Origin of the sequence: Cernens ardua, assembly GCF_051251085.1 — a bacterium.
Classification (GTDB): domain Bacteria; phylum Pseudomonadota; class Gammaproteobacteria; order Pseudomonadales; family Halomonadaceae; genus Cernens; species Cernens ardua.
On sequence record NZ_JBPCZH010000001.1, the window covers coordinates 899,194 to 924,608 of the forward strand.

Annotated in this window: 15 protein-coding genes; 2 read left to right on the top strand and 13 right to left on the bottom strand. The window is 45.9% G+C overall.

Annotation, left to right across the window (positions count from 1 at the left end):
- Positions 1-84: 84 nt before the first annotated feature.
- The 7 genes from LMG33818_RS03895 to LMG33818_RS03925 all read right to left on the bottom strand — a co-directional run bounded on the left by LMG33818_RS03895 (position 85) and on the right by LMG33818_RS03925 (position 9,313).
- Positions 85-1,950, bottom strand: a complete 1,866-nt coding sequence (locus tag LMG33818_RS03895) for a TonB-dependent receptor domain-containing protein (RefSeq protein ID WP_442322033.1) — start codon at positions 1,948-1,950, stop codon at positions 85-87.
- Between the two features lie 447 nt (positions 1,951-2,397).
- Entirely contained in the window at positions 2,398-3,780 is a 1,383-nt protein-coding gene (locus tag LMG33818_RS03900; RefSeq protein ID WP_442322034.1) for an amino acid permease, read from the bottom strand.
- Positions 3,781-4,279: 499 nt separating this feature from the next.
- Complete coding sequence (locus LMG33818_RS03905) at positions 4,280-5,464, bottom strand: lactonase family protein (RefSeq protein ID WP_442322035.1); 1,185 nt, start codon at positions 5,462-5,464, stop codon at positions 4,280-4,282.
- A gap of 181 nt (positions 5,465-5,645) precedes the next feature.
- Positions 5,646-6,527, bottom strand: a complete 882-nt coding sequence (locus tag LMG33818_RS03910; protein ID WP_442322036.1) for a DMT family transporter — start codon at positions 6,525-6,527, stop codon at positions 5,646-5,648.
- Between the two features lie 74 nt (positions 6,528-6,601).
- Entirely contained in the window at positions 6,602-7,120 is a 519-nt protein-coding gene (locus tag LMG33818_RS03915) for a GNAT family N-acetyltransferase (RefSeq protein ID WP_442322037.1), read from the bottom strand.
- 145 nt (positions 7,121-7,265) lie between these two features.
- Positions 7,266-8,768 carry a glycine betaine/L-proline transporter ProP gene (proP, locus tag LMG33818_RS03920; protein WP_442322038.1) on the bottom strand — a complete coding sequence of 501 codons (1,503 nt, stop codon included), beginning with the start codon at positions 8,766-8,768 and terminating at the stop codon, positions 7,266-7,268.
- Between the two features lie 338 nt (positions 8,769-9,106).
- Positions 9,107-9,313, bottom strand: a complete 207-nt coding sequence (locus LMG33818_RS03925; protein WP_442322039.1) for a tautomerase family protein — start codon at positions 9,311-9,313, stop codon at positions 9,107-9,109.
- A 126-nt stretch (positions 9,314-9,439) separates the two neighbouring features.
- Between LMG33818_RS03925 and LMG33818_RS03930 the strand changes: the two genes are divergently transcribed.
- Together LMG33818_RS03930 and LMG33818_RS03935 are read left to right on the top strand one after the other, a co-directional pair.
- Positions 9,440-9,841: a hypothetical protein gene (locus tag LMG33818_RS03930; protein WP_442322040.1), complete on the top strand. Its 402-nt coding sequence runs from the start codon at positions 9,440-9,442 to the stop codon at positions 9,839-9,841.
- A gap of 167 nt (positions 9,842-10,008) precedes the next feature.
- Positions 10,009-10,953 (top strand): bile acid:sodium symporter family protein, encoded by a 945-nt coding sequence (locus LMG33818_RS03935; RefSeq protein WP_442322041.1) that lies wholly within the window; start codon positions 10,009-10,011, stop codon positions 10,951-10,953.
- A gap of 509 nt (positions 10,954-11,462) precedes the next feature.
- Here LMG33818_RS03935 and LMG33818_RS03940 read toward each other — a convergent pair.
- From LMG33818_RS03940 to LMG33818_RS03965, 6 genes are all read right to left on the bottom strand, one after another.
- Positions 11,463-14,501, bottom strand: coding sequence for a type III restriction-modification system endonuclease (locus LMG33818_RS03940; protein ID WP_442322042.1), 3,039 nt, complete (start codon positions 14,499-14,501; stop codon positions 11,463-11,465).
- A 1-nt stretch (position 14,502) separates the two neighbouring features.
- Positions 14,503-16,509 (bottom strand): site-specific DNA-methyltransferase, encoded by a 2,007-nt coding sequence (locus LMG33818_RS03945; protein ID WP_442322043.1) that lies wholly within the window; start codon positions 16,507-16,509, stop codon positions 14,503-14,505.
- A gap of 41 nt (positions 16,510-16,550) precedes the next feature.
- Entirely contained in the window at positions 16,551-17,381 is an 831-nt protein-coding gene (locus LMG33818_RS03950) for a DUF4391 domain-containing protein (RefSeq protein ID WP_442322044.1), read from the bottom strand.
- A complete protein-coding gene (locus LMG33818_RS03955; protein WP_442322045.1) occupies positions 17,374-20,625 on the bottom strand; it encodes a helicase-related protein in 3,252 nt (1,083 codons plus the stop codon). The genes LMG33818_RS03950 and LMG33818_RS03955 overlap by 8 nt, the downstream gene beginning before the upstream one ends.
- Positions 20,626-20,936: 311 nt before the next feature.
- Positions 20,937-24,764: a hypothetical protein gene (locus LMG33818_RS03960; protein WP_442322046.1), complete on the bottom strand. Its 3,828-nt coding sequence runs from the start codon at positions 24,762-24,764 to the stop codon at positions 20,937-20,939.
- 236 nt (positions 24,765-25,000) lie between these two features.
- The gene (locus LMG33818_RS03965) at positions 25,001-25,345 is read right to left on the bottom strand and encodes a zinc ribbon domain-containing protein YjdM (protein ID WP_442322047.1); all 345 of its coding nucleotides are present in this window, start codon (positions 25,343-25,345) and stop codon (positions 25,001-25,003) included.
- Positions 25,346-25,415 lie beyond the last annotated feature (70 nt).

Below are 25,415 nucleotides of genomic sequence, written 5' to 3' on the forward strand. Positions count from 1 at the left end.
CACTTGAATCTCCTCCAACAGCCCCCTTGTTCAATGAAGGAGAGACCACTTCTGCAAGGGCGTTCGGTATGATCATTCGTAACGTCAAGGCGCAAAACTGATATCCAGCATGACTGTCCGCTTGGGTTCATAATATCCCAGAATGGTCTCATAATGGCGATTGGTGAGATTATCCAGTGACAAGTGGGCTCGCCATTGCGGCGCAAAATGCCATCCTACCCGTGCATCCACCGTCGTAAAGCCACCGATACGTTGTTGATTGGCAGCGTCATTGTAGCTCTTACCCTGTACATTAAGGGTACCGCCAACGCTCCACCCTTGGGCGATATCACGATCGATATCCACCCGCGCCGTTTGGGATGCGCGTCGTGGCAAACGTTTGCCAGTGGTGGGATCTTTCGGGTTATTCAGCGTCAACGCACCGGTGACATGCCAACGCGCCCAGTTTGCTCCCGCCGACAGCTCTGCACCCCGTATATTCGCACGATTGATATTCATCGGCATACTGAGATAGGGATTGCCCGGTGCTGAACCTGTCGCAATCAGATCACGATAGTGGCTTTGATAGAGCGCCAGATCCCAATACCATTGACGATGAGATGCATGTAGCCCCAACTCGGTAGTATGTGATTTTTCCGGCTTCAGATGGGCATTGCCCTGATAGCCATATCCGGCAGGCCAATATAAGTCATTGAATGTAGGCGCTCGGAATGCAGTGCCATAACTGGCACGCAGGGTATAGACAGAACCGAGTTTGAGACCTGCCGCCACGCCGCCTGTTACCTTGTGACCATAGGCCTCATTATCGTCATACCGCAGGCTTCCCTGAAGACTGAGAGGATCAAAATCAAGCAATCCTTCAGTAAACAGGGCCTTGTTATAGCGGTGCGAATGCGCATACTCTTCCGACCCCGTCATACGGTCTTCACTGTATTCGGCACCACTGATCCATTGATGGGGACCTACATCCACCGTGTTTTGCCAACGGGCCGTTTGAGTGCGTGTATTAATGGCTGAATTTCCGTAATCAGCGTAGGTTGAAAGCCTGTCCTTCGATTCACTTAGTGTCAGACGGCTGCGCCAGTTATCGGTAATGGGAATCTCACCGTAGATACCGGATACCTGCTGAATATAATCACTCTTACCGCCACCGTATGCATTCAGATTATGTCCTTTGGCACGCAGATTCATTACCCCGACTTGAGCGCCATTACTGAAATCGTGGCGGATACTCCCCAAACTGGACACATTACGATAATAAAGATTGGGGGTATGTGGCTGCACTTTGGTACCGTGGGAATCCAAGGCACTCGCGGCAAAGGAATAATAGGTATTTCCTTCCCGCCCGCTCAATGAAGCACTGCCCCGACGTGTCGCATGAGAGCCATAGCCGAGGGAGAAACGCGGGTGAACCCCTTCACGCTGGTCCTGTAGGGTAAAAAGCTGGAGCACACCACCACTCGCATCCGCCCCGTAAAGGCTGCTTCTTGGCCCCCGTACCAATTCAGCCCGCTGGAACAGCATGGGATCAAGGTATTGCAATGCCGGTGTTCCCACTGAAGCAGAACGAAGCCGGATACCATCTATCAATAACATCGTACCTGCTGCAGGCGCCCCCCGAATATAAAGGCTGGTGTTTGTCCCTATTCCACCATTATCGGCAATGTTTACACCAGGTAATCCCCGCAACAATTGCGCAAGGCTGATGGGCTCTTCGCGTTCTATCGTTTTACGATTAATGACTGATATAGAGGAGAGGCTTTGCGCAACGGATTGTGGCGTAAGGCCAGCCGTGACCACGATGGGGTTCAGGGCTTGAGGGAGGCTACTGCTGTCCGGCCACCGCACCTTGTCGGGCGCACCTGTGTGTTCAGATGGCTGCGCGTGAGCTACTCCCGATGCATACAAGGCCACCAATAACCCAAACATAATGGGCATGCTTTTTTTCATTGAAAGAATCCCTGCCAAAAACCCTTGATGAAAAAACAGCACATTTTAAACCCTCTGAAACCGAGGGATCATGCTGCTCTTCTTCTGTTTTTATATAGATGTATGTGTTTTATATGGATGTATGTACTTGCGGCGCTTCGTTCCGAGGAGCCGCGGTTCCCCATCACGCACCCGAAAGATAAAAATATAGCGTATTCTAACGTAATCAATCGGTGTTGAATCCTGAAAAAAATACAGTTTCAACACCGATTTGATTCATATCCATGTGCTATCAAATATGCGTTATTTCAGCCACTGTGCTGACAAATAAACAAGGCGGGAGCCACCCTTTCATAAAATACATTCCATGAATACTGGTGGTCATTTGTAGAGTAGGCAGAATAGAAAAAGGGAAACGACACAAAGACAAGCCCTCATTCAGCAAAACCAAATGAGGGCTTTTGGGTACTAGGCTTGCTCTAAAGTAAACTTTTTCTTGCGAGCTCCGTTACACAGCCCCACGACAACAACGATAACCGCAACAGTGCCTGTCATTACCGTTTCAGTATGGAACGACGGTGCCCACACCATGTACCCCAGCACCGCTAACAGCGCCAGAATGGTTGCGTAACTTAAGCCCGGGAAGAGCCACATTTTCAATTTCGGCACTTTGCCCTCGGCCTGCATCTGATAACGCATGCGAATCTGAGAAACCGCGATCACGATATACACCAATAACGCCACCGCACCCGTGGTCGCCAGCAGGGTATGAAAGACTTCTCCGGGAAAGAGGAAATTACACAGACTGGCAATAATGCCCACCAATGTAGAGGCCATCACCGCTTTCCGGGGCACACCGTTTTTCGCCAAACGCCCCATCGCCTTCGGTGCGTCCCCCCTCTGACCAAGAGAGAACATCATGCGCGAAGAAGTATAGAGTGCCGAGTTCATACAACTGGTGACGGCGGTCAATACCACCATATCGACAATCACCTTGGCCCCCGGTACTTGCAGCACCTCCAATGCCCGCTGGAAGGTGCCCACTTTTACCAATTGAGGATCATTCCAATTGACAATACAAACAGCGAGGAAAATAGAGAGCAGATAGAAAATCATGATACGCCACACGACCAGATTGGTTGCGCGAGTAATCTGCTTGACAGGATCACGGGATTCCGCCGCAGCAATCGTCACGATCTCCGCGCCAAAGAAGGAGAACGCAGTAATCAGGATACAAGAGATGATCGAGCTTACTCCGTGCGGTGCGAAACCACCCAGTTGGGTCAAACGTCCAAACCCACCCTGGTCAGGGACAGGCAAAACACCGGAGACAGCCAGAATACCGATAATGATAAAGGCAATGATGGCAACCACCTTAATCAGAGAGAACCAGAATTCCAGCTCACCATAGCCCTTGACACTCATCAGATTGGTACACATCAGAACCAGAACAATGACGAGGGAGATCAACCACACAGGCACGTCAGGAATATAACTATGGATAATCGCTGCTCCGGCAATCGATTCGACAGGTAACACACACACCCAGAACCACCAGTAAAGCCAGCCAATGGAAAAACCGGCCCAGTGCCCGATCGCACGGTCTGCATAGGTTGAAAAGGAGCCCGAATCCGGCTGAGACACCGCCATTTCACCCAACATTCGCATCACAAGTACTACAATCGTCCCTGTGAAAAGGTAGGCCAACACAGCGGCCGGCCCTGCCAATGCGATAGCGCTCGCCGAACCGATAAAGAGACCCGCGCCAATGATGCCGGCCATAGAAATCATCGTCACTTGCCGGGTTTTCAGCTGTCCTCGCAAATGCCGATCTGCTGGTATTGAAGACATAACAATCCCCTTTTTATTAGAATGAAGCCATCAAGCGTTGTTACCGACTTGTTGCCGTAAAAAGGCTGTCTCTCTCGATCATAATCAGCACTTGGCACGGGGTTGGACTTCCAACCACTTCTGTTTTGATTGATAGCTTACTGACGCGGGAATGGCACTGATGCAATGATCCAGATATTCAACTATCCGGGTATCCATGCATCAAGAGGCTGTATGTGCAATGTAAAGCCATCCCGAATCAGGTATTCCACTGGACAATACTGCCAATCCAGGCTGCATGGCAATATACAATTAATGAATAAGAGAGTCGCGCAATAAAAAAAGGAAAAGTGGCAACATAAAGAAACAGGTCGTTTTTGCGACAATCGGTGTCGGTTTGGTCGAGTATATTTTCAGGATAAAAAAACGATCATTCCCAACGAAGGAATGACCGTCTTCTATTGCGACTGATTGACAGGACTGCCCTGAGATTCAACCTACTGGACAATGCCTTGATGACTTATCTCAGAGGGTAAATACCTACCCAATTGGCCCCACCACCCGCATTGGATTTGGCGACGAGTGTAAGTTTACCCGTCACCTTATTGATCTGGTACATGTCAATTTCGGGAGAGCGTTCACCACTGGAGATCAGGAACCGACCATCCGGCGTAATATTAAAGCCGCGTGGTTGCTTGCTCGTCCCGATGGCCCCCACATATTCGAGATTGTGGTCCAGCGTAATGATATTGCTGGAGGTACGTTCGGAAAGATAGAAAAACTGCTCATCCGGTGAAGCATGAAGATCAGCCGCCCAACGCAAACCGTGTGTACCACGCTTGGAGTCAGCGGCATCGGCAAAGCCATCCTGCAAATGATTCAACACAGTAGGACGTTTGGAAATACGTAGCAAGGAAATGCGGCCTGTCTGTGTATCCCGTTTCAGCTCTGCAACACGCCCACTGAATTCGCTCACGACAAAGAGGCGCTGACCGCTACGCGATAAATACTGGTGACGCGGCCCATAATTCTTACCGATGAAGACACTATTGACCGGTGAGAGTTTTCCTTCATCACTCAGGGCAAAAGCAAACAAGCGATCCGACCCTAGTGAAGCGACATAGGCAAAATGTCCGTCTCGGCTCAGGATAACCGAGTGTGCATGGGGGATATGATCAACCGTAGAGATAGGCACGGCTTTCGATTTAGCAAGATCGCTCACCCGGAAAACCTGTACCTTATTGCCAAAGTAGGAAGCACCTAACGCATAACGACCAGAGGCATCAATACTGAGATAAACGTATTGAGCAGGTACCGCGGTTGTTTGGCGATATTTCAGTGCCCCTGTTTGGGGATCAATATCGTAGGAAACGATTGCATTTTTATCAACGTCCACCACATAGAGCACTTTGCCATCCGGCGATACCACTTGGGGCGCCATGGATTTACCTGCTTTTATCGTTTCCAGGGGCTTCAATGTCTTGTCTTTTTCATTGAGCGTTAGAACACTTAACGTACCGCCCTCGGCATTGGAAACATAGATAGCGTAACGCTCTGGATGGATAGCCGGTTGCACCTGTTTATCAGGCGTACGGACAGGTTGTTCAGCCGAGGCCTGTGCAGCAACGGAGAGCAGTGACGACGAAAGGAGTACAGTGCCCAATAAGCGGATGAAAGGCATTTTTTTATGGTATGAACTCAACATTAATTGTTCTCTCTGAGCTTTATTTTTAATAGATGGCAAGAAGGATGTGCGCGCGTTTAATATTCAACATACTACAATCAATAACGCTGGCAGTATCCCATAAGATGCGATAAATACAAGCCACGTTGAGCACAATTTAATTTAATATTTATATAATAAAAAACGCCTCTATCAGGCATGGTTATTTCAATCGCAACTTACCCATCACAATCAGATTTCCCAAGACGGCCAACATAACACCGACCATGGCCCAACCGGTCCATTGATAGTGTTCAAAGATACTCGAAAGCACCAACGCCATAATGGGAAAAAGGATAGCTGCATAAGCTGTACGTGAAGCCCCTATTCTTCCCAATAATGACATATAGGCCCAAAACGCAATCACTGAAGCGAAAACGGTCAGATACGTATAGCTCATCAGGAATGAAGGGGACGTTGAAAAACGGAAGTGCGGCGTCGAGACAAGAGCAATCACGAAAAGAATGATCGCCCCATAAGTCATTCCCCAAGCCGTACTTGCCATGGGATTGATATGCCTGGCATGAAGATGACGGGCCGCCATATTCCCCAGGGAAGCAATATATGTGGCTATAAGCGCAAGAGCCACGCCTCGCAATATGCGAGGTTGTGTAAACAGGGCACCCAATTCACTACTAAAGATCAATATAATACCTGTGATACCCACCAGAGCCCCTAATAAAATCGAGGGTGTCATTCTGTCTTTATAAACAAGGCGGGCGTTAATAATATTGCCTAACGGTAACAGTGAAAAAATAACCGCTTCCAACCCCGTCGTTAATCCATAGGAAATACTGATGTAAAAGAGCAAATAATTAATCGAAAACATACAAACGCCCAGAGCCAGAAACCCTGCATGTTCTTTAAATGCATAACGTCGAGGCGTTTTTGTGAGGAATAGCAACACAAACATAATGAGCGCTGCCAAGGCAAAGCGATAGAACACAGTTTGGACAGCGGGTACCTCGCCTACTTGAAATTTGATGGCAAACCAGCTACTTCCCCACACCATGACACAGATCAGGTACAACAAAGCGTTATACATAGGGCACATACTCCACTTCACAGATGCATACTGGAAATAGAGTGTAATCAACTGAACTGAAATTGACCTTGTTTTTAATGGTTTGGATTGAGAAGCGCCATAACCTGTAAATCAACATAACGCCCCTGACGAAATACAGCCTCTTTACGGATACCTTCAGCAGCAAATCCATACTTTTCGTAAAGCCTGATTGCAGCATGATTATAAGTAAAGACTTCCAGCTGAAGCCGGTGTGCGTTGTACCACTCGAAAGCGGTTGTTATCAGCGCTTCGAGCAAACGCGAACCTACACCTTGATGATGATAGTCAGGATGTACGGCCATCCCTATACCGAAGACATGTGATACTGGAACGCGAAGCGAACGTATCATATTCGCCGAACCGATCACTTTTTTTTCGTCGTCAGTTTCCCACTCCGCCACGATCATAACGCCCTGCTCCGGGGAAATTTCAGGCGTGACCTTGTTTTCCCAAGGGAGTTGGAGTGTATTTTTATAACATTCAGGGTGAGCAAAGATTGCTGCAACCGCATGTGCATCTTCAGGAGTGTATGCACGTAGAATGACATCAGGTACTGAAGATGAAACAGCCATCGTGAATTCCCGTTATCGATAAAATCCGGTTAACATCCAAAAAGCTGAGTCCGATCAATACCGAACTCAGCTTCAGGTCATACCTCATTAATAACCGACTTCTACATGAAGAGCCGCTTTGAAGAACATTGGCGGTGTACCAACATTAATTGATTTTGGGATGCTGATCCGCCAGGGTACTCCGAAGCTTCTGCATTTCTGAAATATCGGTATCCAGCTTGTGGATTTGACTCTCGATATCCTTGTAGTGATCCGCCAAAACTTCCTTGGCTTCATCCCGATCATATGCCGTTGGTTTTGAGCCCATCAGTGGTTTACGCGAGGTTTCAGCCGTCAGCAGTATCACCACCATGCCGATCAACGCACAGATCATCAGGAAATAGGCAGGAGATAAAATACTGCCCGTTACATCCACCAACCATGTGGAAATCAACGGAGTTGTTCCGCCGAAAAGAGAGGTAGAAACATTCAGTCCAACAGCAATTCCACCGTAGCGAATGGCCGTGGGGAAAAGCGCGGGCAACGTGGAAGCCATTACCGCACTAAAGGTATTGAGGAAGGCTCCCATAATCATCAGGCCGAGGAACATATAGACAAGACTGGAGCTACCAAGCAACAGAAAGCACGGCACGGTGAAGACGAAGAATCCGAGACAGCCCACAAAAATCACCGGACGACGCCCCCATTTGTCGCTTGCCATACCGGCAAAGGGCTCAATCACCATCATGACCAGCATCACGGCAATGATCAGGTAGTTACCATAACTTGCCGGATGATGCAGCACCGCTGACATATAGGTAGGAAGATAGGTCAACAACATATAGTCGGCGACCATATAGATCAGGGTAAGCCCCATGCATAAAAGCAACGGACGCCAATGCCCGGATACCATGGCTTTCAATTCACGCGTGGCCGACGTTTCCTCTTCCTCTTTTTCAAGACCTTCAAATGCCGGTGTTTCTTCCAGTTTCATGCGCATGTAAAGCCCGATCATGCCTATGGGCCCCGCAATGAAAAAGGGAATACGCCATCCCCAACTGTATAGATCCTCACTACTCAGCACTGAACTGAGCACAGCAGCCACCAATGCAGCTAGCACGTAGCCTATATAGGTACCGAACTCCAGCCAACTCGCCAGAAACCCACGAATGCGGTCAGGCGAATGTTCACTGAGGTACGTCATCGCACCCCCAAATTCGCCCCCGGTCGAGAAGCCCTGCACCATTCTGAGGATCAACAAAAGGATGGGCGCCATAATCCCGATACTGGAATAACTGGGTATAAGGCCGACACAGAAACTACTGCACGCCATAATGATCATGGTGATCGCCAGCACCCGCTGCCGCCCCAGCTTGTCACCCAAGGGCCCCAGTACAATGCCCCCTATGGGGCGCATCAAAAAGGCGGCCGCCAGTGTGCCGAACGTAGCCAGCAATTGCACAGTCGCACTACCATCGGGGAAGAACACCTTGCCAATGATAGTCGCCATGTAGGCATAGACACCAAAGTCATACCACTCCATCGCATTGCCGAGCGCAGTGGCGCAGATGGTACGTTTGATAGAGGATTTTTCAATGAGCGTAACATCGTCCAGGGCAAGTACCTTTGTTTTTCTTTTTTTAGGACTTCCTGCAGATATACTGGTCATAATCAGTGTTCCAAGTATTGTTCGGTTATTTTTTTATTGAAGTCACCTCATTTACTATAGCAGCCACTGACGTAAATCCTAGCCAAACCACCCTTTTTCGCGCCCATTGCGCAGGCTTCTACAATTCTTCCATGTTTCATTATCGAATATCCGAAACATTACAGAATCAACATGACAGAACTTCCCCACTGAGAGAAATATAACTATATGTATCCCAACTTTTATTGAATATTATCGACGCGCCTCCGTCAGCATTCGTACTGCCAGCACTGCCAGCACGGTACCCATCACCCAACGTTGAAGGGCCGCAAAGAAGGGGCGGTTTTCCAAAAAGAGGTTCATTTATCTTCTTTTTTTCCAGCTTTTTTATCCACTGCCAACAAACCTCCTTTAGACCAATTTTCGTGGTTATATTCATCGAAAAAGATCTGTATCGCATCCCGCGGCATTCCATATACTTCTGCCACTACGTCTGTCACCCTACGGGCCGCTTCTCTTTTTAATTCAATGGATCGGGGAGATTGTTGAATGGTAATAATGGGCATGAGATTATCTCCAGTTTAATAAATTACAAACAGGGCACTTTTTATCAACCCATCATGTCTCTTCATTGAATACATGCAACTTGTGCATCGTTTACGATATAACCGAGAGAAGGTGAAGACATCGACATGCTGACAACATCTATTTCAAAAAGAAGGTTACTCTTTCTTACAGGTTGCTCCACACTACTATTACCGACACTTGTGGGCTTTGTGTCAGCCTATGCAGCCGACACTTCATCCGCCAAAATAGACTCATTTCAAGGGCCCAGCCACGTTCACAAAAGAGCCTCCCCAAATACTCAAAAAACAACTCATACTCTGATTATTTATTACGACGCCAACACTCATGTAAATACGTTGATTGCTAAGGCAGCGTCCCACGGTGCCTCGTTGGTTTATCGGCTGAAGATCATGCATGCCATTGTGGTGAAGGTGCCTAAAGAATCTACAGCGGAAACCATCGAAAAGTTACAACACGTACCGGAAGTACTCAGCGTTCAGAGGGATAGAATCGAGCATCTGGATTAAAACTGATGAATCTTCAGTGCATCATCATCAAACCATATCCTACTCAATCACTCATTGCGTTAACCTTTATCAAGCAACAGGTGACGGAATTCTCCGGTTAGGGTATTGTCGCTGAACTTCGGTTAAATCCCCTATTGACGATCATCCCGCAAGGTCATCCGCTCCCCATGTTCGAATCATTCAATCGCTTGTTCCCACTGTGGGCCGTATTATTCACACTCTTTGCTGTGTATGACCCTGCCCCACTGCTTTCCATCAAATTCGCCGTCAATCCTTTATTGATGCTCATCATGTTTTTGATGGGCGTCACACTTTCCCGTCAGGATTTCGCCGGTATCTTCCGTCAACCCAAGGCCCTCTTTCTTGGACTCGTGCTACACTATACCGTCATGCCACTGGCGGCCTTCGCAATTGGGCATTTACTCAGGCTCCCCACAGAGCTCATGGTGGGCGTGTTATTGGTAGGGAGTGTTGCCAGCGGCACAGCGTCCAACGTCATGACCTGGATTTCAGGGGGTAACGTTGCCCTCGCCGTCAGCCTGGCTATCGTCTCTACCGTGATTTCTGTTGTTGTCACACCCTTACTGATATGGCTAATGGCCGGGCAAGGTGTGCATGTGCCCGTCGTACCCATGCTGTGGAATATTGCCGAGATCGTACTTCTGCCCATTATAGCGGGGGTGATTGTCCACCAGTTTATCGCCGCTTATATCAAACGTATCGAACCCATGCTGGCGAGCATGGCGGTACTGGCGATTCTCTTAATCATCGGCGTTATTGTGTCGGCAAATGCAGGGCAATTGGCAAAACTGGGACCCATCGTGGCGGTGGCGGTCGTGCTGCACAACGGCATAGGCTTGCTGGGGGGCTTCTGGGGTGGCCGCCTGCTTGGGCTGGACCAACGCCAGTGCCGCGCCCTCGCGTTTGAGGTCGGGATGCAGAACTCCGCCCTCGCCTCGACACTGGGCGCCACGTTTTTCTCCCCCATGTCAGCGTTACCCGGAGCCGTGTTCTCGGTATGGCACAATATTTCGGGGTCGTTACTGGCAGCGTATTGGAAGCGGCATCCGGTTAAAGAGAGCAAAAGATTGGATAGGGAAAAACATAGATAAGCAGGAATACGAAAACGACTTATACCCAATATTTAGAGCTAGTCATGTGTCAGCCCGCATGGGGATGACACGAACATACCCCGCTTAATCAACACGACCTCTTGTCTCCGTAATGCATCTCAATGACAAGAGGCCATCTATCACCGCATCCTCAATCTTTTGTCAGTTCTTGAATGACACATACCGTGACCGATGAATATCTACAATATTCTCTTTCCACCCCTGTATATTGGGTGAAACCAGATTCAATGCTAACAAAGCTGAAAAGTCTTACAAAAATGACACCATATAGACTTGTATATGACATCAGCTGCCAACACTGATTACAAAACAGGGGTATGGAGCTAACAAATTTATTTAATCGTCCAATAATAATGACTCATCTATAACTCTAATTGATCATTTTAGATAAAATTACTGACTCATTGAAATAAAGGTAGGGGCAGTAAATCTGTGTTGTTTAGCGCTAAAAATTGAGACACTATGCCGCAGCCCTCACTCAGCACCACTCAAATATATCTGCTTGCAAACTCATCCATCGAATTAGATACCGTAAACTTGACGTCATTACCCAGTGCTTCAAAATGTGCATAACCACATTTGATTTTGGCGTTTTCTTCTGGGCGGCGCTCCACTGAAAAGAGCGTGCTCTTGGTTTCGACAACGAAGTAGAGTTTTTCTTTTCCATCCTTTTCAATAAGTACCGCCCAGTCTGGGTTATAACCACCTAATGGAGTATCGATTTTGAACCAGCCAGGGAGTTTGGCGTAGAGTTTGATATCCTCGTTTCGCTCAAAAGCTGAGGCAAATTCCAGTTCGATATCGGAGTCGTAAACCACGTGATCAAAGACTGACTTTTCAGCTTTAAACATATTGTCTTTCAGGTAGCCAAACAACTCGTTCTGTTGGAATAATTCCTGAGCATAGAACTGATCGTCACCGATTTTATGGTACTTGATGCCGTCGACTATAAATAGGCGCATCTGGCTTTTAATGATGTTGGCAGCTTGTTCTATAAACTTCTGCGGATTGTTCTTGTATGATTCCAAACGACCACTTTTGTTGATGATGGCAACAATAGTGCGGCGCGTCAGGTTGGTCTCATTCTGTAAGTATGTGATGAGATCCGGCAAATTAAACGCGCGTATTTCGTAAAGGCTGGTTGTTTCCTGAACCTGCTCTGTTTGCACGCCTCCCCGATCAATTTCAGTCTTCGCCTTGCGGTAAGTGAAGCGTGCCTTGCCCACCTGCAGATTTATTTTTATCTCTTCGGCGCACTTTTCAATCAGTGCATTGGAATCAAAGTCCACGCGGAAAGAGGTCTTGTATTTAATACGGTCCCATAGCGCCTGAAACCCAGGACTCAGATAAACTGCTTTGTTTAGGGAAACCTTGGCCTTGTCATCTCGATTTTTAATGTTTAGGTTTCCGGAAACTTTTTTCAGTACCGACATTATCTGTACCGAATGAGGCTGGAACACCTCAGGCAAAGTCAGAGTGTCGTTCTTTAATGACACCTTGAGGCTATCTTGGACTTTGCCCTTGATATCAATATAGCCCTTACTCTGCAGGTGATTCCAAAGCTGTTTGGACGCCTCGGTGCCTAAATATGCATTATTATGATCGTCAACCGGCACAACGATATTGGCAAATAGATGTTTCTCTACCACGCCAAACTGTATACCTTCTTCTTTTTCGATTTCCTTTTGCAACTGCTCAGCAAATTTCTCATAGGATTCATTCGCCATCACAGTCAGTGTGTTTACTGCAAAGCCATGCACTCGCTCCCCGTTCTGATTAACACAGATACGTAACCCACGGCCAATCTCCTGGCGTTTTTTGATCACGGAGCTAGTTTCATTCAGAGTACATATCTGAAAGACATTAGGGTTGTCCCAGCCTTCTTTCAGTGCCGAGTGTGAAAAGATAAATTTCAGTTTGCAATCAAAACTCAACAACCATTCTTTGTCTTTCATAATGGTGTTGTAAGCACTGCCATCAGATTCGCTATTGGCAGCCTTGCCATCTTTTGCCATTTTGGATTCTTTGAGCATTTCCTTTCCTGCCGAATCCTTTTTCTTATCGTTAGCAAAATAGCCATTATGCACACCCTCTGCCAGCGTATCCAGATCAGTACCTTCAATTAACTGACTGTATTTGGGTTTGAGCATGGCGCGATCGTATTCTTCTTCGAACATCAGGGCAAACTTTCCCTTTTGCGGGTTACCGTCCTCGTCGTACCAGCGGTAGTTTGCGACCTTGTCGATAAAAAACAGACTCAGCACCTTAATGCCCTTCGGGCGTAGACGCATTTCCTTATCAAGATGTTCTTCAATGGTCTTGCGGATTTGTAGGCGTTTAAATTCATCAGGATCAACTTCGCCCAATGCCTGTCCTAGTTTCAGAATATCTGAGTTGCTGGTAAAGCTGATGTATTCATTGCCCTGTTCGCAGTAAATGTCTTCAATGATATAGCCGTCGTATACATCGCGGCTACCACTATACTTGGCATCCAGCAAATCCGCACCGCTGGTCACCCTGACTTCCTTACGCTTAATGCTGCCATTCTTTAAGCGAGCATCTATTTCGATTTTAGCACTGATCGGGCTTTTTTTGTTGTTCACACTGATCAGCTTGATATAGGCCTTATTGTAGCCGTCTTTCACCTCAATACCCGCCACTTCAATCTGCTTAACCAGCTTTTGCTCGTAGGCATCAACAGAGTCCAGCTTGTAGAGCATATGGTGCTTTTCAATGTGTGTAGCCGAATAACGCAGCGTGCACATTGGGTTAAGCGAGGAGATGGCCTCCTTACTTTTATCGGTGGTGTCAACGCTCTGTGGCTCATCGACAATCACAATCGGGCTGGTTTGCTGGATAAACTCAATCGGTTTGGCACCAGTCATACGATCGTGTGCCCGGTGAATGATGTTGGCTTTGCTCTCTTGCTCCGGATCGGTGAAGCTTTTCCGGAAGGCATCGATATTTATCACCATAATCTGAATATCAGGGCTGGTTGCAAAATTGCGCACATCAGACAGCTTACTAGAATCGTAAGTGAAATAATCGAATGCTACGTTTTCGTACAGCTCTTTGAAGTGAGTGGCCGTAATTTCAAGTGTCTTCTGCACCCCTTCCTTAATTGCAATGGACGGCACCACGATAATGAATTTAGTAAAGCCGTAGAGACGGTTCATCTCAAAGACTGTACGCAGGTAAACGTAGGTTTTGCCAGTGCCCGTTTCCATTTCCACGGTTAAGTGAATGCCGTCTTTCGAGTCGAAGGACTCTGAAGGAGCAAGACCATTTTTCAGCTGTATTTTACGAATATTGGCATGGATGTCTTCATCCAGCAGCCGTAGACGGTTGCCAACACCCAAAGTATTTTCCTGAGTACCGTGAAACAGCGCGCCTTCCTCCCAGGATTGCAAAGGTGCAACGGTGAAGTTGGTCTGGCAGATTTCCTGACCCGCGAATACGCCCGTCACCGACTCAATCGCCTGACGCTGATAATCCAAATTGGCATCGAACTGAATCTTCATACTCATCTTACAGACTCCTTACGTCTTCAATACCCGCCTGTTTGAGAATCTGTACCGCATTGGTTTTTACCACGTCGTCGGCAAAACCAGTGTCTTTAAAGACTACCCGCATGATTTCAGGGTTAAGCTCGTCTTTGAGCTTAGCAATCCCTTCGACTACATCGAGAGTAATATCGTCCGATAGGCAGATCATCAATGCGCCCAAGCCGATATCAAATACCTTATGACCAGCCACAATATGCTTAGTAATCGGCAAGGTCAGATCCAGGCCGTACTTCAACAGAACTTCGTAAAGCACATCTTCTTCTTTACGATCATGTTTGATATTGGAGATCTGATCTTCCAGATCTTGTTCAGTCAGATCAAAGTCCAGTTCCCAAGGTTTGATATTGGTGGAATCGAGTTTGAATACCTTAAAACCGCCATCAAAATATTTATACTTGGCTTGAGATCTAACCTTCTCTGATGATCGCTTTATTCTTTCCTTGCTAAGCTCTGTTAAGAATGGTTTTTTATTTATTGATGTTAAGAAGTTATACGTGTCCTTTTGCTCCTTTATGCTATCAGATACAGGCTCAGGTAATTGTACTAATATATGCTTCAGTCCAATTTCAAAATCAGCGTTTTCTTGCATCACAGCATGAGCCGTAGATCCGGATCCTGCAAAAAAGTCAAGAACGATATCATTCTTTTTCAAATTCGCGATTGAAATAAGACTGCGTAGTAATTTAATTGGCTTTTTCCCACTGTTGTATTTTATACCTCCTTCATGAGCAATATTACCAAAATCAGGAGAGTGATCTTCGAAGACACTCAGGTTTGAAATTGATTTGTATTTCCTCGCAGTTCCATTTTTTAATTCTTCGACTTTGATTAGCGGTACCCCAGAGAACATTTTAGATCTAGTTGCACCTTGTGATTGGGGCCCCATAAAATATCGATACCCAAGACCATCTTCTCCAAGGCCATCTATTTTGTATAGAGCACCATAGCCATCTACGTCTAACCTAGGTTCAATAACTGCCTGGACCATCTCCCCATTTCCAGTCCCACTATAAATTGAACCCGAAACCCAAGTTTCTTTTAGTAGATTTAACCGACCTTCATCATGCTGAATTGCTTCCCATTCACCACTTGCAAAAACCGTGACTTTTCGATTTTTTACAATAATTTCTTTTCCTGGACCTAGCTCTTTAAATTCGAATCTAAATTTTTCAATTGAGTAATCTTCATATTCTTTCTGAGGAATAAAGACATCTGCGTTCTTTGCATATACAAATATGTATTCCATTACAGGTTGCCAATCATTCTTCTCGTTAAGAGTTTTGTTTGCATACCGAACCTGAATATGCTGTGTTGACAATCTATTCTCAGAACCAAATATTTCGTCGCATATGTGTTTCAAATTACTTTGCTCATTATCGTCAATAGAGATAAAAATAATGCCATCCTCTGTGAGCAAATTTCTCGCTAGTTTCAACCTCGGGTAAATCATGTTTAACCAGTCGGTGTGGTAGCGACCACTGGTTTCAGGATTGCTAGATAAATTTCGCCCCTCGCCATCCACCTGACCAGTAATCTCTTTATAGTTCTTGATATTGTCCTTGAAGTTATCTTTATAAACAAAGTCCTTGCCTGTGTTATACGGCGGGTCGATATAGATCATTTTGACTTTTTTGTAATAGCTCTTTTGCAGCAGCTTAAGCACTTCGAGGTTATCGCCTTCAATAAACAGGTTCTGAGTAGTATCCCAATCAACCGATTCCTCTTTGCAGGGGCGTAAGGTGCCAGTGCTTGGGGTTTGTGCCAGCATGCGGGCTTTCCTTTTTCCATTCCAGGTAAAGCTGTAGCGCTCCTCTCGACCATCAACGTAATCACCCAACACTTCTTTTAAAGCATCAAAGTCTACTTTACCTTCGGTAAAGGCTTCCGGGAACAGCTCTTTAAGTTTACTGATGTTTTCAGTGACGATATCCATGCTTTTGCTTTCCATTTCTGGAATGACGTTTTTCACTGTGTTCCCTCTTATTTCTTCTACGTACTGCAACAATTCAATTACAGGTTTTCAGCGATTTGCTTGAGCCGCTGTTCCTGCTGTTTAATCTGGGTATTCAAAACAACCTGCTGATTAAACTCGGCCTGTTTGATCTGAACACGCAGTTTTCTAATATCCTGGTCTATCTGACGGTAGTGTTGCAATTGTAGCCGTTGCTGTTCAGCAGCGTCACCATCCACTACATTGAAACGTCCACTGACTTCAGCACACTGAAGCGCCTGCGCCCTGTCCATTAAGGACTGATAGAAATGCAAGAAGTTACTGTGCGGCAAGCCTGTAAAGGTCAGGCTATTAAAAAATACTTGAGCAATATCGGTTGTATGATCCACCGGTAGCCAAGGCGATAGCAGCAACTCTTCAATAACCCACTTTTCTTTATCTGCTTTGTTTATGCGTTTATCGGCCAGACATATAGCCAGTTGTTCGTTGGTGCATTCTTTTTCATCCTGTTCACCATTTGCTTCTATCCCTCTGTTTTTAGCAAACACGAAGAAAATGACGGTAGGGTAAGGTATCGCCCGATTAATCAGTTGGCCAATACGTTCCGCATTCTTAGCGCTACTGAGTTCCATGTACAGAAAAGCCAACTCGCCGTAGTCGCGAAGATCGTCACTGTAGGGCGCGATATTGATAGTGCTAGGCTTTAAGGTGTAGAGCCAGCGGATTTTATCAACATCGTCTTTCAGTGCCTTTTTGTCTTTGACGTCCAGGTCGGCGTGTTCCTGAAACATCTTCTTAAACAGAGGTTTATTGAGCACGCAGCTATTGGGCACATTCAAGCCTTCCAGGAAAGCTTCGAAGTGTGGCAACCCTAAACCCAGTTCAGACATTTCCGTCTCCTTGAGCGCTGGTTGTCAGAACCAGGTATGACACCAACATAAAGTCTTCTATTCCCTGACTGGAGGTAGCGGTCAGTACGGTACCACCTTTAGTGAACAGGCTTTCAATACCTTTCTCTTCACTCTTGCCCGCAATGCTGTCGACGGCAACTGCCAGCAAATGCTGGAAGTGGCTCATATCACGTTCATCGCGTGTCATATGGTTAACTTCAGTAATTGCGGGTTGATCAGGTATTTTGTGCTTAAAGGCTTCACGCTTGAGCAGATCGAGGATTTTTTTACTTTGGGTGAAGTTCAGTTCAACCAAAGTGCTGCCTTCGGTATCACAGGTCACGTAGATCAAGAAGTAAGGTGACAGAGGGTAGTTATCATCGACTTGAACCGCCTCTTTACCACTGCGAATGTTTTTCAGACAGAAGACGACGCCCGGTTTAATGCTATCGGCGGCAAGATCATCGTCAATACTGACTGCGGCATATAGCCCGAGGGGGGCTTGTTGCAGTGCTGCCAGGCGGGCCTTGTCGTTCATATAGCCTGATAGGTCCATGCGGAAGTCATTGAGGGTGAGATCTGTAATGGATACCCCCCCGCTCATGTCCTCCAGATCGACTACGGCATCTTTAAGCTGCTGGAGCTGCCTGCGCCGGTATTCCAGGTCATTCATGTCTTTGGCACTTTCATCAATGACATTTTCTTCACCCGTTGCTGAGATATCCAGCAACACCATGCGCCCGGAGACACGCGCTTCCAGGTTGATGTATTCATCCAGTTCCATGTTGGGCCAGAAGTTAATCAGCTGGATTTGTGTGTTTTTACTGCCAAGGCGGTCGATACGACCAAAGCGCTGAATGATACGTACAGGGTTCCAGTGAATGTCATAATTGATGAGCGTATCGCAATCTTGCAGGTTTTGACCTTCACTGATGCAGTCGGTAGCAATCAGTAAATCGAGTTCGGTGGTGGCGGCTGGGTCTACTTTGCTGCGCTCTTTGGATACTGGCGAGAAGGCTGTAAGAATATTGTTGAGGTCTGAGCCTAACCCCGGAATGGTAGTTTTATTGGTACCGCCACCCGTAACCAATGCACTGTGAATACCCAGTTCGGAATGCGCCCATTGTGCCAGATAGGAGTACAGGTATTGAGCTGTGTCGGCGAAAGCCGTAAAAATGATCACCTTTTTATTGTCCGGGTTCAACGGGTTGACCATTTTGCTGACAATGGTCTGCTTTAGCCGCTCCAGTTTTGCATCACGACCTGCATTAACACTTTGTGCGATGTTGGCAATGTGAGTTAGGAACTCGCGGTCTGCTTCCAGTTCTTGCCGGAAACGGATCAGATCCATATCCTGCAGCAACACTTTGGTTTTGTTGCCCACCATGAAATTTTCCAATTCGGTGGACTCCAACTCTATGTCATGAATGTCTTCGATGTTTAGCTCGGTCAGTTCTTCTGATTCATGTACATCAATTTTAGCTATCAACCGGTCAACCTGCTGTGCCAGCTTGGTCGCCGTCAACGTGAAGGAATGAATAGAGCTTTCCATTCGTTTGAGCAAGTTAACGCGCATGAGATGAATCAGGCTTTCTTCACGGTCTACTTGTTTAAATACCCCTTTGCCCTCGCCTACAGCTTTATCGTAGCGGCGGGCGTATTCGGCTTTTTTATCCTTACGCACAAACTTAAGAGGTGAATAACCGGCTAGGGATAATCTCCGTATAGTTTTGTTGACTTCTTTTAACGATGGAAACTCACCGGATGAGTCGATGTCGGCATAAATGTTTTTCGGTGGCAAACGGGTTGGGAACCGCCCGATATCTTCAGTACCGTAGTACTTTTCAATGTGTTTTCGCGAACGGGCGATGGTCACGATATCGAGCAATTTGAAGTAATCAAAACCCATGATATCAAGCAGCGCCGCCGTAGTGCGCTTTTCGGCCGGTTCACTAATCCACTGGTTGAACTGCTTCTGAGCAAGCTTTAGGGTAGACTCAATATTTTTAATACCCTGTTCAACGAAGGCATTGTCTCGCCCTTCAGTAATAAAGGCGACTTGGTTTTTCAGATCGTTCATACGATTGTTTACTGGAGTAGCTGAAAGCATCAGCACCTTGGTTTTGACACCTGAACGGATAATGTCATTCATCAGACGCTCGTAACGGCTTTTACCTTCCCTCTTACTTGGTGTGTTACGGAAGTTGTGGGATTCGTCGATGACCACTAGGTCGTAATTGGCCCAATTGAGTGTCTCTAGGTTGATTTCGCCGGAGTAGCCTTTTAGTCGGGTCAGATCAGTGTGATTCAGCACGTCGTAGTTGAAACGGTCAGCCGCAAGCAAGTTACGCTTGTCGTTCACTGTGTACATGGTCCAGTTATCACGGAGCTTTTTCGGGCAAAGAACGAGCACTCGATCATTACGTAGTTCGTAGTACTTGATGACTGCCAGCGCTTCAAAGGTTTTACCCAACCCTACGCTATCAGCAATGATGCAGCCGTTGTGTTTTTCGAGCTTGTCTATCGCACCCAGTACACCATCTTTCTGGAATTTATAAAGTTTGTTCCAGACCAGTGTATCTTTAAACCCAGTTTTACTACGGATAATGTTGTCTTCGTCGATATCTTCGAGAAAATCCTTGAACAGATGAAATAACGTTAGGAAATAGATAAAACTGGCAGATTGATCAGCAGAAATGGTGTCCAACCTGGCGAGGAGATCATTCTTAACATCACGAACATTGTGTGTATCAGCCCACACACTATCAAACCATGTTAGAAGCTGTCGGGTGCTCTCCGGATCAGACAAGCCCATATTCATGTGTAATGAGTCGGATCGAACATCACCCAGTCCGGTTGGGCTGAGTGTGGCACTGCCACTGATGGCAAAACTTTGCTCGGATGACTCCAGGTGGATAATGTTCTGACCCGGCTGAGGTCGCACGCTGGCTTTCACTTCAGCCTTGTTTGTCAACCATTGTGAAAACTCGTTAGCGATGCGTTTTTGTTGCAACTGATTTAGAAGGCGAATGTCTGACTCAGAACCAATCAGGTTTTGCAGATTGAGTGAGTCCCATTCGGTGAAAATGATCCTTGCTGACTCCAGCTGCTTTAGCTCGTGTTTCAGCGAGGCAAAACCGTATAGGGTAAACAGACCCGACAGAACAGAAAGTCTGGATTTCGAAAGAAAATATTTTTTTAGTTCTTTACCAACGTAACCACTGGTTTTGTTATCAAGCAACATTTTTAAAAACCTAATTTATTACTTATCGTTCGAATAAATTTATCATTTTCTAGCTAATTACTATATCAATTTTTAAAACCATCGATAAATATAAATCACGACCGATAAATATCAATACAACAAAATTCAAAAAAGAAATATAAATTATTTTTACTAAAAACCTTCACAAATACAGAACAATAGGATATTTTCATCTTTGCAACCAAGATCATTTATTCCTTACCAAACTGCGCAACAAATAATCGATTGACTGTTCAAAAAACAAGATCAAGAAATATTATTCGTATCAAATTACTACTAATAATATTACCTCATTCAAACCGTTGCTCGCGCTCCTCATTCCTTTTCTGCTGGAGTACTTCTTCATCCTCAATATCTTTAACCAATTGTGCATGAATTAATCCGGCAGCTTCAGCGATCTTGCTATTTTCATGCGAAACCAACCCATAAATGGCAGCTGCTCTGGCTTGCATCACACCCACTGGACTACCAGACCAAGATAACGGCATAACACGTCCTGCGAATGTCCTTAAAACAGCTTCAGGGTGAGGGGAACTTTCAAGATATTTTACAGCTGACCCAGAAATAGTAACTGAGCGTTTGTCTTCATTATCTATCCAAAGATTGATACCTCCGGCAACAGAGGCCCATACATTAGTATCATTTTTTGCACGACACCACTCAATTAAAGTGCCTATATCTATTTGCGCAAGGAGAGGCTGGCGCCTATCACTATAGCGAGTCAAGAATACACGCCGGTATTGTTCATCATCAGTGCGCGCAAAGACACGGTCGAGAAATGCTTCTGGCATCAATGCGACAGTTGTTTCAATTGCACTTTCAAATGTATAAATATGACCATAGTGCTTATCAATAACAGAGACGATGGTGTCTAGCCATTCAAGCTTCTCGCTCTCGTTATCATCGAAACTCAAAACGGCACGAATTACGCATTCCATGTTATATTCCCCATTTGCTATAGGGAACATATGGTCGCGTTGTAGCCTTTGAATAGCAGCCCTAAGGCCTATAGTCCGAAGGTTCAAGCCAAGGAGGTCCCTACATGTCTCTTTATCATGAAGCTTCATACTGAGAGCATCTAAAACCAAGTCATCGCCATTCGGTTTATTTAGAAGCCGCTGAGCAAGATTAACAATTCTGTCTTCAGGCAAATTTGCATACGCGGGTCGCCACAAGATGCTTTCATACATATAAGCATGAGTATCGGGATCATCCAGCAACTTCATACAACGATCCAAGTCAGTTTCTGTGAAAGTGCGCCGGGGATGCATATCGACTAATACATTGCGAAATTCAGAGTGAAGAGCACATTGATCAAGTAATTCCTGAGCTAAAACTGGGTCGACAGAATCCACCTCTTCGATAAAGCCTTCAAATATTACCAAGCTCTCAGTGGTTTCAGGTTGGATTTTCAATTGAGCGATAAGGTTTTGCCAGCTAGCCCTCAGATCATAAGCCCCCTTTGCCAATCCCCGTCCAAATGCAGCTCCTCGGGACTTCGTATGATTAGAAAAAAGTTTGGGGCCTAACTCGTTAAGTTCGTGATCAGACGCTGCGAAACCCTCTCCCAATTTGAGTGCTTTTGCTTCAAGTCTTAACATAGATTCATAATGATCAAACCCAGAATCTAGTGCACAAGTTTGTCCACTATTGCTTAAGACATAGGCCATTATCTCTGGGACCAAGCCATTCGGTTTTAACTCTCTCTCGAGGTTCAGAAGATCTTTTGATAATGGCTCGTGAGTATCCTCATTTTTACGCTTAACATGACTGAAATAAATTATGGAACGTGCAGCTTGCCAACCTGCTTCCCAATACTGATAATTATTCAACTTACGCGCAGCATCTATGAGTTTGTCTCTAATCGCTTCTTGACACCATAACCCACTGAATGATTTTGCAAGGATTTGTCGTGCGGAATTTTCAAGATTAGTATCACCGGAGGTTCCAAATCGCACAGCAATATCAATGAAGACGCTACGCCACTCCACGAATTGATCATAGGTGGGGTTGAAACCGAAGTCTCTGGGACGCGCACCAAATTCATTCAGCTCACCACTTGTCCAGTGTGGTCCCAAGGCGACAGTAAGCATCTCGAATCCAAGCGCTCTACGACCAGCCACATCTGACAATAGACATTCATTCAGAATGTCAACGCGCTGCTGCAAAGAAGCATGTGTTCCAGAGAGATAGGCTTGGAAAAAACGTGTAATCCTTGTTTGAACTGAATCATGTTTGTTGTTTTCATCTTCATGATCTGCCACTCTAATCAGGAGTCGCACGCAACGGCTAAAAACATTTGGCTCGTAAGCTAATGACCGCAAAAGATTAAGGATGATCGTCCGGCTTGCATCATAACGAGGCCTCCACCCAATGAATTCGGGGGCAGTGAGCGCTGATTCAATTCTATTAAGCAATGCTGCCGGTACAACTGGACTAACATAGTTCAGCATACGTAGTTTTGTATCATCCAATTCTAAAATTTGCCCTAAAAGCCCATCTGGTTGGAGCCAAGCTTCCGCGATCTCAAGCGCTACAGGATGATCGTGTAATAGTCCCAGCCTATGTGCAAACGACATTAACAAGCGTTCGCGCCCAGATGCCTCGAAAGTTTCTCTAAGTTCATCAACAGGAATACTATCGAGTGCAGAGGCTGCCAATCTATTCGCGATGGCTTGAGGCAATATAGCCCGCCAATGAGATCGCTTTTGCACAATATGACGATCTAACAGTTTTTTGACGGATCGACGTAATTTCTGTGACGAATAGCCGGAGATAGAGCCTAAAATTTCCAATTCTTTTTGGCCAGTGTCAGGGGTTACAACAGAGAACGAATACACTAGCGATAATATTTCAGCCTGATCTTGCAAATCATCGTCTGCATGATTGCGCTGAACAAACAAGCGTTTGAACAACTGAGCATCAGAAAGCTGAGCCAAACTCTCACCTTCTAATACTCTTTCAGCGATAGCTAGAGCTACCCTTGTATTTCCATCAGCAAATTCGGCTATCCGACGGGTATTTTTCTGACCGATACTAGGAAAGCGGCTGTTTAGAAGCTGTTCAGCCACCTCTGGACCAACAGCTTCTATGTGGATTACTTCAGTTGTTTGAGGCTTATCGTCTCTAATGTCGTATTCGACGGTAATAAGACTTACCTTATTGAATGAAGCGGAAACTTTGCCAGCCAAAGCGGAATGAAGTTCTGGGGGACAATTATCTAGGACCATGATAGTCTTGCGGTCTTCAGCAATGAGCCTATCCAGCATCGCTGCCGCAGAAGGATTTGGTTCATCTCCCGTATCGACATACACAGCAATAGTTCGGTCAAGAGCATTTGCTCCAACCTTATCGTCAAAAAGTGCTTGGACTATTCTGGTCTTCCCAACGCCAGATAACCCCATGATGCGAATCGCCTTAGACGAGGTTCGGATGAGGTTTCGCATTGGTTCAAGTGCGTCTTCAATGCTTAGCTTTTGGTCATTTGAAGGCAGCATAACCACTACGCCAGGAGCGAGAATTAACGTATCATCGACCCCATGGGGAGGATTACTCCAAGAACCATATGGTCGCCAACCAGAATAGCCTTGACCAAGTTTTTGTTTTACCCATAGTAAGACGGATGGATGCTGACGCACCCATTGGGCAAGCTTCGCGCGATCGTAAAAGTCAAGGTAGATGTTAGATTCATTGGGATCAAGCTTGACTGCATCCTTCATTGCTGAGAGACGTTGAGCTTTACTTTTAGGCGAGCAATCATCTCCCAAACTTACGATAATATAACCCCCTCCTTTCAAAGCCTGTCTTGAGATAGTCTTTGATAGATCTTCACCAATGATCATTTCACCAGTAATTTTTTTTCTCGACATCGAATGTTTCTTGGCCTGAAACACCGTATCAGACCTTGGAACAAACCCCGTTTTAAAAGCATCAACAGGAACTTGAACGTGAATGTCAATTCCTTCATCCGAGGCATTAATCGAACCGGACCAGCTAACACAAGCAGGACTGTATCCTTGTGCAGCCACCTCAGCCTCACAAAGACGAGCAATCATCTCCTCCAATTGGATATCTGATAATTTAGGTAATTCGTCTTTGTCGACATCAAATATTGACACCACATCACCTCAGGAGAACATATTACACTTATGTTTACTGTAAAAATTTAATCAGACCACTGCCAATTGATAGTCGACACAAACGGGTTATTTCATTCCGACAAAATTCATTTACAAATCGAGAAGGCTTCAAAAAGACATCCATCGTCAACTGTACCGGACTACAACTCTGTCAATTAAATAAATTCATGCTCGATAAAATATTAAGTCCTCAGTATTAACAATACACTTCCCTCTCACACCTTCCTCACGAACTCGGACTTCAAACTCATAGCCCCAAACTTATCAATCTTGCAATCAATATCATGATCGCCATCCACCAGCCTAATATTCTTGACCTTGGTACCCACCTTCACAACACCGCTGGAGCCTTTGAGTTTCAGGTCCTTGATAACAGTAACGGTATCGCCGTCTTGCAGGATGTTGCCTGCAGAGTCACGGTGAACACGTTCATCGGACTCACTTTCAGACGCGGCATTCATCGGCCATTCGTGGCCGCATTCAGGGCAAATATACAGGCCACTGCCGTCTTCATACGTATAGGTAGATTGGCATTGGCTGCAGGGAGGAAGAGTACTCATAACAATAGATCCTAATAGGTGCTTCGATGTATAACGGAAGCGATTTCAGTACCTGGGTTGGCATCACCTA

Excerpts from the sequence above, each read along its gene's own strand:
- LMG33818_RS03895 (WP_442322033.1), bottom strand. The coding sequence starts at position 1,950 with ATGAAAAAAAGCATGCCCATTATGTTTGGGTTATTGGTGGCCTTGTAT.
- LMG33818_RS03900 (WP_442322034.1), bottom strand. The coding sequence starts at position 3,780 with ATGTCTTCAATACCAGCAGATCGGCATTTGCGAGGACAGCTGAAAACC.
- LMG33818_RS03905 (WP_442322035.1), bottom strand. The coding sequence starts at position 5,464 with ATGTTGAGTTCATACCATAAAAAAATGCCTTTCATCCGCTTATTGGGC.
- LMG33818_RS03910 (WP_442322036.1), bottom strand. The coding sequence starts at position 6,527 with ATGTATAACGCTTTGTTGTACCTGATCTGTGTCATGGTGTGGGGAAGT.
- LMG33818_RS03915 (WP_442322037.1), bottom strand. The coding sequence starts at position 7,120 with ATGGCTGTTTCATCTTCAGTACCTGATGTCATTCTACGTGCATACACT.
- proP (WP_442322038.1), bottom strand. The coding sequence starts at position 8,768 with ATGACCAGTATATCTGCAGGAAGTCCTAAAAAAAGAAAAACAAAGGTA.
- LMG33818_RS03925 (WP_442322039.1), bottom strand. The coding sequence starts at position 9,313 with ATGCCCATTATTACCATTCAACAATCTCCCCGATCCATTGAATTAAAA.
- LMG33818_RS03930 (WP_442322040.1), top strand. The coding sequence starts at position 9,440 with ATGCTGACAACATCTATTTCAAAAAGAAGGTTACTCTTTCTTACAGGT.
- LMG33818_RS03935 (WP_442322041.1), top strand. The coding sequence starts at position 10,009 with ATGTTCGAATCATTCAATCGCTTGTTCCCACTGTGGGCCGTATTATTC.
- LMG33818_RS03940 (WP_442322042.1), bottom strand. The coding sequence starts at position 14,501 with ATGAGTATGAAGATTCAGTTCGATGCCAATTTGGATTATCAGCGTCAG.
- LMG33818_RS03950 (WP_442322044.1), bottom strand. The coding sequence starts at position 17,381 with ATGTCTGAACTGGGTTTAGGGTTGCCACACTTCGAAGCTTTCCTGGAA.
- LMG33818_RS03955 (WP_442322045.1), bottom strand. The coding sequence starts at position 20,625 with ATGTTGCTTGATAACAAAACCAGTGGTTACGTTGGTAAAGAACTAAAA.
- LMG33818_RS03965 (WP_442322047.1), bottom strand. The coding sequence starts at position 25,345 with ATGAGTACTCTTCCTCCCTGCAGCCAATGCCAATCTACCTATACGTAT.